Annotated in this window: 7 protein-coding genes; 4 read left to right on the forward strand and 3 right to left on the reverse strand. The window is 73.3% G+C overall.

The window, feature by feature from the left end:
* Positions 1-33: 33 nt before the first annotated feature.
* Positions 34-699, reverse strand: a complete 666-nt coding sequence (locus ACZ7MG_RS04085) for a hypothetical protein (RefSeq protein ID WP_471392287.1) — start codon at positions 697-699, stop codon at positions 34-36.
* 212 nt (positions 700-911) lie between these two features.
* Between ACZ7MG_RS04085 and ACZ7MG_RS04090 the strand changes: the two genes are divergently transcribed.
* On the forward strand, positions 912-1,862 hold the full coding sequence (locus tag ACZ7MG_RS04090) for a Dyp-type peroxidase (protein WP_471392290.1): 951 nt from the start codon (positions 912-914) through the stop codon (positions 1,860-1,862).
* Positions 1,863-1,899: 37 nt separating this feature from the next.
* Here the strand turns inward: ACZ7MG_RS04090 and ACZ7MG_RS04095 are convergent, their stop codons facing one another.
* Entirely contained in the window at positions 1,900-3,480 is a 1,581-nt protein-coding gene (locus ACZ7MG_RS04095; protein ID WP_471392292.1) for an amidohydrolase, read from the reverse strand.
* A 196-nt stretch (positions 3,481-3,676) separates the two neighbouring features.
* Here ACZ7MG_RS04095 and ACZ7MG_RS04100 point away from each other — a divergent pair, with 196 nt between their 5' ends.
* The 3 genes from ACZ7MG_RS04100 to ACZ7MG_RS04110 are packed head-to-tail and all read left to right on the forward strand — an operon-like array spanning position 3,677 to position 8,354.
* Positions 3,677-5,413, forward strand: coding sequence for an ABC transporter transmembrane domain-containing protein (locus ACZ7MG_RS04100; RefSeq protein ID WP_471392295.1), 1,737 nt, complete (start codon positions 3,677-3,679; stop codon positions 5,411-5,413).
* Positions 5,410-7,287 carry an ABC transporter ATP-binding protein gene (locus tag ACZ7MG_RS04105; protein WP_471392298.1) on the forward strand — a complete coding sequence of 626 codons (1,878 nt, stop codon included), beginning with the start codon at positions 5,410-5,412 and terminating at the stop codon, positions 7,285-7,287. Before ACZ7MG_RS04100 ends, ACZ7MG_RS04105 begins: the two co-directional genes overlap by 4 nt.
* Positions 7,287-8,354 (forward strand): iron-siderophore ABC transporter substrate-binding protein, encoded by a 1,068-nt coding sequence (locus ACZ7MG_RS04110; RefSeq protein ID WP_471392301.1) that lies wholly within the window; start codon positions 7,287-7,289, stop codon positions 8,352-8,354. Before ACZ7MG_RS04105 ends, ACZ7MG_RS04110 begins: the two co-directional genes overlap by 1 nt.
* Positions 8,355-8,443: 89 nt before the next feature.
* Here the strand turns inward: ACZ7MG_RS04110 and ACZ7MG_RS04115 are convergent, their stop codons facing one another.
* The gene (locus ACZ7MG_RS04115) at positions 8,444-8,653 is read right to left on the reverse strand and encodes an MbtH family protein (RefSeq protein ID WP_471392304.1); all 210 of its coding nucleotides are present in this window, start codon (positions 8,651-8,653) and stop codon (positions 8,444-8,446) included.
* Positions 8,654-8,663: the final 10 nt, after the last annotated feature.

Here is an 8,663-nt window from a genome sequence, read left to right on the forward strand (position 1 = left end):
GCAACCCTACAGAAATAAGAGAGGGTCATCCGTTTATGTCAGGGGGCGGACGGTGAGGGACCAGGGGCCGTCGGAGCGGGCGTAGACGAGACAGGGGCCGGTGAGCGCGGCCTCGCCGTGCCAGGGGCCGACGTGATGGGCCAGCTCGTCGAGGAAGCCGGTGCCGTCCGGTTCGAAGGTGTCGACGAGGAAGTAGCCGCCGTCGTCGGACCGGGGGTCGCCCTCGTACCGGAGGGTCGCGATCGCGAGGCCGCCGGTGTGGCCCAGCACGTCCGAGGCCGGGCGCCGCGTGGTGCCCTCGCAGGGCAGGGCGCTCGACACCGGGCTCACGTCGACCGTCCACGGCCCGTCCGCCTGGACGCGCAGCGCCCGCACCGGCCGGTCGTCGGCGTTCACCAGGGCACGGCACGAGAACGGCCCGTCGGTGTAGACGAGTTGGCTCTGGGAGTGCAGCCGCCCGTCCAGGGCGTCCACCACGAAGTGCCCGGCCCCCTGGTGGGTGATGTCGAGGATGACCGGCCCGGTCCCGGTGGTCAGCCGGCCGACCTCGTCACCGTCCCCGGCGAGCCGCTGGAGCGCCGGGCCGCCGGCGGTGAGCGGCGGGGGTGCCTGCCGGGGCGGCTCGTCGCTCTTGCCGACTCCGAACTCCGGTATCGCGGTGGGCCGTTGCTTCGCCCGGTCGCGCTGAAACCACTTCATCGAGTGCCCCCCTGGTGACGTCTGCGCACAGTATTGGGCGTCCCGGTCCCCGCGTATACAACATGGACCCGCACTTCCGTAACCACCCTTGTGACCTGCGAGATTGTGTCGTTCATCATTGTTTGCGGGGTGGACGGAACCGGTGTGTATCGTCCTCGTCCCGACCGGGCATGGTGAGGGGGGCGGAACGTGCCCGCAGAAGAGGGGGAGTCATGGCGCTGCCGGTCGTGTCCGAGGACGTTCTGTCGCAGCCGATGCTGGGTCCGTCGACCCCCGCCGCGGTCTTCCTGGTCGTCACCGTCGACCCCGGCGGCGAGTCGACGGCCCGCGGGGTGCTCGCCGGACTCGCCGGGCTGGAGCGGGCGGTGGGCTTCTCCAGCCCCGAAGGCGCCCTGGGCTGTGTCGCCGGGATCGGCGCGGAGGCCTGGGACCGGCTCTTCGGCGCGCCCCGGCCCGCCGCCCTGCACCCCTTCCCGGAAGTGCAGGGACCCCGGCACCGGGCCGTCTCCACACCGGGCGACCTGCTCTTCCACATCCGGGCGACGCGCGTCGACCTGTGCTTCGCGCTGGCCGCCGAGATCATGCGGCAACTGCGCGGCGCGGCCACCCTGGAGGACGAGGTGCAGGCCTTCGCGTACTTCGACTCCCGCAACCTCCTCGGCTTCGTCGACGGCACCGAGAACCCGGTCGGGCGCGTGGCCGCGGAGACGGTCCTCGTCGGTGACGAGGACCCCGGCTTCCGGGGCGGCAGCTATGTGCTCGTACAGAAGTACCTGCACGACGTGGACGCCTGGGAGAAGCTTCCCGTCGAGGCACAGGAGAAGGTCATCGGCCGCACCAAACTGACCAACCTGGAGCTGGACGTGGAGGGTTCGCACGTCGACGTCAACACCCTCGTCGGACCGGACGGCACCGAGCAGCGCATACTGCGCGCCGCCATGCCCTTCGGCAGGCCCGGACAGGGCGAGTTCGGCACGTACTTCATCGCCTACGCCCGCGACCCCGAGGTCCCCGAGACCATGCTGCGGAGGATGTTCCTCGGCGAACCGCCGACCGGCCACGACCCGATCCTGGACTTCTCCCGGGCCGTGACCGGAACGATGTTCTTCGTGCCGTCGGCGGACTTCCTGCGCACGATCCCGGCCCGGCGCCCGCCGGTCTGACCGGGCGCCGCGCCGCTCTGACCCCGCTCCCGGTCCGTCAGTAGTCGTCCTCCCCCTCGACGAACGTCCGCACCACCTCGATGTCGCCGATGCGCGACACGTCGACCCGGCGGGGGTCGTCGCCGAGCACCACAAGGTCGGCCCGGCTGCCGGGGGTGAGGCTGCCGGCGTCGGTCTCCCAGTGGCAGGCGCGGGCGGCCTCGACGGTGTACGCGCGCAGCGCCTCGTCCACGGTGACCGTCTCGGCGGGGCCGATGAGACGGCCGGACTCCGAGGCCCGTTCCACCATGAACTGGATCGCCCGCAGCGGGGCGCCGTTCGCCACCGGGCGGTCCGAGCTGCCGGCCACCCGGACGCCGTGGTCGAGGAAGCCCCGGCCCCGGTAGAGCCAGCCCGCCCGGTCCTCGCCCATGATCGTGGCGTAGTCGTCGCCGTAGTAGCGCAGGAAGCTGGGCTGGATGACGACGGTGACGCCGAGCGCGGCCAGCCGGGGGAGCTGGTCGGGGCGGACCAGGCCCGCGTGTTCGACGCGATGCCGGGCCTCCGGGCGCGGCAGCAGCTTCTGGGCCTTCTCCAACGCGTCCAGGGCGACGTCGAGGGCCCGGTCGCCGATCGCGTGCACGGCGAGCTGCCAGCCCGCGAGATGGCCCTCGACGATCGTGCTCTCCAGCACCTCGGGCTCGTGCATGAGCTGACCGGAGCCGCCGGGGGCACCCGAGCCGTCGGGGCTCAGGTAGGGGCTGGTGAGGGCCGCCGTACGGGCCATCATGCCGCCGTCGGTGAATATCTTGAGCGCGCCGAGGGAGAGCGCGCCCTCGCCGAAGCCGGTGCGCAGCCCGAGGTCGATCGCCCGGCTCGTGTTGTCCCCGGGGTCCGCGCCGACCGGCCGCAGCGCGTCGGCGGCCACCATCAGCCGTACCCGCAGCGGCAGTCGGCCGGACTCGTGGGCGAGCTGGTACGCGGCGCCCTCGATGGGGCTGTGCCCGAAGAGCCGGGCTCCGACGCCCGCCTCGGCGACCCCGGTGATGCCCTCGGACCGGCAGACCCGGGCGGCGTGCTCGATCGCCGAGGCCAGCTCGGTGAGCGAGTGCGGCGGCCGGGACTGCAACGCGGCCCCCATGGCGCCCTCGGCGAGGAAACCGTCCGGCCGGGCCACCTCCGCCGGGAGCCCGGCGAGCACCGCCGAGTTGACCAGGCAGGCGTGCCCGGAGAGATGGCCCAGGTACACCTTGCGCCCGGCGCTGACGGCGTCGAGGTCGGCCGCCGTGAGGGGGCGGTCCAGGGTGCGCTGGTCGTAGCCGCCGAAGTCGACCCAGCCGCCGGCGGGCGCCTGCGCCACCGCGTCCGCGACCACGCGGAGCACGTCGTCCGCGCTGCGGCTCGGCGCGACGCTGGGCGCCTTCGCCTTCAGGCCCGCCCACGCCAGGTGCACATGGGCGTCGATGAAGCCCGGCAGCACGGTGGCGCCGTCCAGGTCCAGCGTCCGCCGTGCCGGAAGGCCCGCCACGTCCTCGTCCAGGCCGACGATCCGTCCTCGCCAGATCCCGAGTTCCCGGGCGGCCGGGCGGTCCGGATCCATGGTGACGATGTGGGCGTTGGTGATCCTGGTGCTGAGCACGAACAGGTCCTTCCGGTCGGGGCGGTGGCCCGGTGACATCTCGTCATGGCGCGGAGGCAGCCGGTCAGGGGGATGTCGAATCACCCCCTAGATCTCGAACAGGTTTCGGGGCTGGTCCAGGGAGACAAATCTAGTTAGCCTTACCTAAGTTTTCTTGTACATATCCTGTGTTGGCGAAACCGGTCCGGAGTGTTGCGTGAGAAGAGCGGACCCACCGGGACGGAACGTCCTGTGGCGCGCGGTCGGCGGACAGCGTCGGGACGTCGTGTTCGGCGCGGTTCTGGGGATGGGGCACCAGACGGGCGAGGCACTGGTGCCGGTGCTCATCGGACTGGCCATCGAACGCGGAGTCGTGGACGGCGACGCCCCCGGACTGCTGCTCTGGCTCGCCGTCCTGGCCGTCCTGTACGTCGGACTCTCCTTCAGCTTCCGCTTCAGCGCGCGCGCCGGTGAGCGGGCCTCCGTCACCGCCGCCCACCACCTCAGGGCCGAACTCGTCGGCCGGGTCCTCGCGCCCGAGGGCGGCGCCGAGGAGGGGCGGCTGCCGGGCGAACTGACCAACATCGCCACCGAGGACGCCAAACGGGTCGGCGCCGTCGCCATGGCCCTCATCGTCGCCGTCGCGGCCACCGCCGGACTGGTGGTCAGCGCGGTCGCCCTGCTGCGGGTCTCCGTCGTCCTGGGCCTGCTCGTCCTCCTCGGCACCCCGCTGCTGCTGTGGCTGGGACACCTGCTGAGCAAGCCCCTGGAACGGCGCAGCGAGACCGAGCAGGAGCGTGCCGCGCAGGCCTCCGGCGTCGCCGCCGACCTGGTGGCCGGGCTGCGCGTCCTCAAGGGCATCGGCGCCGAGACGGCGGCCGTCGCCCGCTACCGGCGCGTCAGCCAGGACTCCCTCGCCGCGACCCTGCGCGCCGCCCGCGCGGAGGCCTGGCAGAACGGCGTCGTCACCATCCTCACCGGCGCCTTCATCGCCGTGGTCGCCCTCGTCGGCGGCCACCTCGCCGCCCGCGGCGACATCGGCCTCGGTGAACTCGTCTCCTCCGTCGGGCTCGCCCTGTTCATCGTCGGCCCGCTCGGCGAGTTCGCCTGGGTCAACGCCGAGTTGGCGCAGGGCCGCGCCTCCGCCGCCCGGATCGCGGAGGTGCTCGACGCCCCCGGCGACGTGTCCGACGCCCCCTCCGCGGACGGCTCCAGCGGGGACGCCGTCGAGGGGCGGCTGACGCTGCGCGCCCTCACCCACGGCACCCTGCGCGGCCTCGACCTCGACATCGCCCCCGGCGAGACCGTCGGCGTCGCCACCACCGACCCCGCCGACGCCACCGCCCTGCTGCGCTGCCTCGGCCGCCGGGCCGACCCCGACGAGGGGGCCGTGGAACTGGACGGCACGGCACTGACCACGCTCGCCCTGGACGACGTACGCGCCGCGATCCTCGTCGCCGAGCACGACGCGGACCTGTTCGAGGGCACGGTCCTGGAGAACGTCACGGCGGCGGTCGCCACCACTACGTCGGTCGCCACCACCACGTCGGCGGTTCCGGTCGGAGTCGCCGCCGCCATGGCCGCCTCCGGCACCGACGAGGTGGCCCGCGCGCTGCCCGACGGCGTCGACACGCCCGTCACCGCGCGCGGCCGTTCGCTCTCCGGCGGACAGCGGCAACGGGTCGCCCTGGCCCGGGCCCTGGCCGCCGACGCGCCCGTCCTCGTCGTGCACGAGCCCGCCACCGCCGTCGACGCCGTCACCGAGAGCCGTATCGCCGCCGGGATCAGGGACGTACGCGGCGGACGCACCACCCTCCTGATCACCAACAGCCCGGCCCTGCTCGCCGTCACCGACCGGGCCGTCCTCCTCCACGACGGCCGGGTCACCGCGACCGGCGACCACGAGCGCCTCGTCCACGAGTGCGCCGACTACCGTACGGCGGTTCTGACATGACCGAGCGACCCGGCGCCGACACCACGGCCGAGGCCGAGCCCCGTGGCGCCAACCGCCCCGGACCCGAGCTGCTGCCCGTCGCCACCCCCGCCCGCACCCGGGCGGCGGTCGCCGAACTGCTGCGCCCGCAGCGGCGGTTGGCGCTGTCGGCCTTCACCGTCATGGTGGGTTCCACCGCCGTGGGCCTGCTGGTGCAGCCCCTGCTGGGCCGGATCGTCGACCTGGCCGCCGACCGGGGCTCCGCCGACGCCATCACGGTCACCGCGGCCCTGCTGGTGGCCGCCGCCGTGGTCCAGGGCGTCACCGCCGGGTTCGGGCTCTCGCAGATCGCCCGGCTCGGCGAGACGACCCTCGCCCGGCTGCGCGAACGCTTCGTCGAACGCGCCCTGGCCCTCCCACTGGAGCGGGTCGAGAAGGCCGGCGCCGGTGACCTGACCGCCCGGGTCACCGCCGATGTCTCCCTCATCGCCGACGCCGTCCGCAACGCGCTGCCCGCGCTGGGGCACTCCCTGCTCACCATCTTCCTGACGCTCGGCGCCATGGCGCTGCTCGACTGGCGGTTCCTGCTCGCCGCGCTGCTCGCGGTCCCCGTGCAGATCGCCACCGCCCGCTGGTACGTCGCCCGCGCCATCCCGCTCTACGCGGAGCAGCGGGTGGCCGCGGGCGCCCAGCAGCAGCAGATGCTCGACACCATCGGCGGCAGCTCCACCGTCCGGTCGTTCCGTCTGGGCCGGGAGCACACCGAACGGGTCACCGACCGGTCCCGGTCCGTGGTGGCGCTCACCATGCGCGGCGTCCGGCTCGTCCTCGGCTTCTACAGCCGACTGCACATCGCCGAGTACATCGGACTGACCGCCGTCCTCGTCACCGGCTACTGGCTGGTCCGCGACGGCTCCGCCACCATCGGTACGGCGACCGCCGCCGCCCTGTATTTCCACAATCTGTTCGGTCCCGTCAACGCGGCCCTCGCCCTCCTCGACGACGCCCAGTCCGCCACCGCGGGCCTCGCCCGGCTCGTCGGCGTCACGGACGAACCGGTACCCCCGGCGCCGACGCACTCCGTCGAGACCGGCGGCGTCGACGTCACCGTCCGCGGACTGAGCCACGCCTACCGGACCGGCCACCCCGTGCTGCACGACATCGACCTGACGGTCCGGCACGGCGAACGCGTGGCCCTGGTCGGCGCCAGCGGAGCGGGCAAGACCACGCTGGCCAAGGTGGTCGCGGGCATCCAGCCGCCCACCACCGGCAGTGTCCTGGTGGGCGGGATCCCGCCCACCGAACTCGGCTCCGCCGCCTCCCGCACGATCGCCCTGATCACCCAGGAGACCCATGTCTTCGCGGGCCCCCTCGCCGACGACCTGCGGCTCGCCCGGCCCGACGCCACCGACGACGAACTGCGCGCCGCGCTCGACCGCGTCGACGCCCTCGGCTGGGCCGAGGCCCTGCCCGACGGGCTCGCCACGGTCGTCGGCGACGGCGGCCACCGCCTCAGCGGCGAGCGCACCCAGGCCCTCGCGCTGGCCCGGCTGATCCTCGCCGACCCGCCCCTGGTGATCCTCGACGAGGCCACCGCCGAGGCGGGCAGCGCCGGCGCGCGCACCCTGGAGAAGGCGGTCGCCCGCGCCATAGACGGCCGGACCGCGCTGATCGTCGCCCACCGCCTCAGCCAGGCCGCCACCGCCGACCGTGTCGTCGTCATGGAGGCCGGCCGGGTCGTCGAGAGCGGCACCCACGACGAACTCCGCGCCGCGCGGGGCCCCTACGCCGCCCTCTGGTCGGCGTGGTCGGACGCCCGCGACACCGGCCCCCGGCCGGTCCCCGAGACCCCCACACGCATCGCTCCACAGGAACCCGAACCGAAGGACCTCTGATGTTCCGCTCCCGCAGAGCGCCACGACTCGCCGTCGTGCTCGCCTCCGCCACCCTGCTCCTCGCCACCGCGTGCGGCGGCGACTCCGACTCCGACGACGCGTCGGGCGCCGGCGCGGAGGCGAGCACCTCCTCCGGCGAGTCCGCCTTCCCGGTCTCCGTCGCCCACAAGTACGGCAGCACCACGATCGAGGCCGAGCCCAAGCGGATCGTCACCGTCGGCCTCACCGACCAGGACTCGGTCCTCGCCCTCGGCAAGGTCCCCGTCGGCACCACCGAGTGGCTCGGCGGCTACAAGGGCGCCATCGGCCCCTGGGCCGCGGACAAGCTCGGCTCCGCCGAGGCGCCGACCGTCCTCAAGGACACCGGCACCGGCCCGCAGGTGGAGAAGATCGCCGCGCTCAAGCCCGATCTGATCCTCGCGGTGTACGGCGGACTCACCAAGGAGCAGTACGAGTCGCTGTCCAAGTTCGCGCCCGTGGTCGCCCAGCCGAAGGCGTACAACGACTACGGCGTGCCGTGGCAGGAGCAGACCGAGACGATCGGCAAGGCGCTCGGCAAGTCCGAGGAGGCCGCGAAGGCGGTCGCGGACACCGAGGAGAAGATCAAGGCCGCCGCCGCGGAGCACCCCGACTTCAAGGGCGCCACGGCAGTCATGGCCACCCCGTACGAGGGCATGTTCGTCTTCGGCAGCCAGGACCCGCGCTCGCACCTCCTGGGTGACCTGGGCTTCTCGCTGCCCAAGGACCTCGACAAGGTGATCGGCGACCAGTTCGGCGCGAACATCAGCAAGGAGCGCACCGACCTCCTCGACCAGAGCGCCATCGTCTGGCAGGTCGGCGATGTCACGAAGGACGCCGCCAAGCTGCACAAGGACGCCTCCTACAAGGACCTGAAGGTGGTCAAGGAGGGCCGCGAGGTCTACGTCAACGAGACCAGCGACTACGGCAACGCCCTGTCCATGGGCACCGTCCTCAGCCTTCCGTACGTGATCGAGCGGCTGGTGCCGCAGCTGGCGGCGGCCGTCGACGGCAAGACGGACACCAAGGTGGAGCAGCCCGCGTCCTGACGCGGCGGGGAGCACGGGGAAGGGGGGGCCGGTCACCGACCGGCCCCCCCTTCCGTATGCCCGTTGGCCCGTATGCCCGGAGGCCCGGGTCAGCCGTCCATCGACTCGGCCAGGCTGCGCGGCCGCATGTCGGTCCAGTTCGCCTCGACGTGGTCCAGGCAGGACTGCCGCGACCCGGGTCCGTGGACCACCCGCCAGCCGGCCGGCACGTCCACGAAGTCCGGCCACAGGCTGTGCTGGTTCTCGTCGTTGACCAGGACGAGGTAGGTGCCCTCGGGGTCCTCGAACGGGTTGCTCATCGCGTTCCTC

It is taken from the genome of Streptomyces sp. NPDC107538 (genome assembly GCF_055657445.1).

Bases quoted from the DNA above. Each gene is read 5' to 3' on its own strand.
- ACZ7MG_RS04105 (WP_471392298.1), top strand. From the start codon at position 5,410: ATGACCGAGCGACCCGGCGCCGACACCACGGCCGAGGCCGAGCCCCGT.
- ACZ7MG_RS04090 (WP_471392290.1), top strand. From the start codon at position 912: ATGGCGCTGCCGGTCGTGTCCGAGGACGTTCTGTCGCAGCCGATGCTG.
- ACZ7MG_RS04110 (WP_471392301.1), top strand. From the start codon at position 7,287: ATGTTCCGCTCCCGCAGAGCGCCACGACTCGCCGTCGTGCTCGCCTCC.
- ACZ7MG_RS04115 (WP_471392304.1), bottom strand. From the start codon at position 8,653: ATGAGCAACCCGTTCGAGGACCCCGAGGGCACCTACCTCGTCCTGGTC.
- ACZ7MG_RS04085 (WP_471392287.1), bottom strand. From the start codon at position 699: ATGAAGTGGTTTCAGCGCGACCGGGCGAAGCAACGGCCCACCGCGATA.